This is a genomic window from Ensifer sp. ENS07 (genome assembly GCF_014852185.1).
GTDB lineage: Bacteria > Pseudomonadota > Alphaproteobacteria > Rhizobiales > Rhizobiaceae > Ensifer > Ensifer adhaerens.
Genome location: NZ_JACVBE010000075.1, coordinates 1 through 351, shown reverse-complemented (window position 1 = coordinate 351; position 351 = coordinate 1). Strand labels below are relative to the sequence as shown.

1 protein-coding gene is annotated in these 351 nt (G+C 63.2%); it reads left to right on the top strand.

Annotated elements, in window-relative coordinates; genetic code table 11:
• The coding region (locus IB277_RS37705; protein WP_210339744.1) for a VCBS domain-containing protein at positions 1-351 on the top strand (351 nt) is incomplete at both ends.

Sequence of the window (351 nt, the reverse complement as noted above, 5' to 3'; positions counted from 1 at the left end):
ACAGCGTGCTCGACTCGCTGCAGGCTGGCCAAAAGCTGACGCAGACCTATGACGTCACCGTCGACGACGGCAAGGGCGGTACGGCGACGCAGACCGTGACGATCACGATCACCGGCACCAACGATGCTCCGGTGATCACGTCCGGTTGGCAGCTCGGCGGCGTGGTGGAGCGCTTTGACGGTTTTCCGGGCGAGAATACGGTCACGCACACGCAGGACGGCACAATCGGCTTTCGCGACGTCGATACGCTCGACACGCACACGGCGAGCTTCACGGCGGGCGGTAACGGCTATCTCGGTACCTTCGCGCTCGATCCTCTGAACCAGGCAACCGACAAGCTTGGCTGGAACT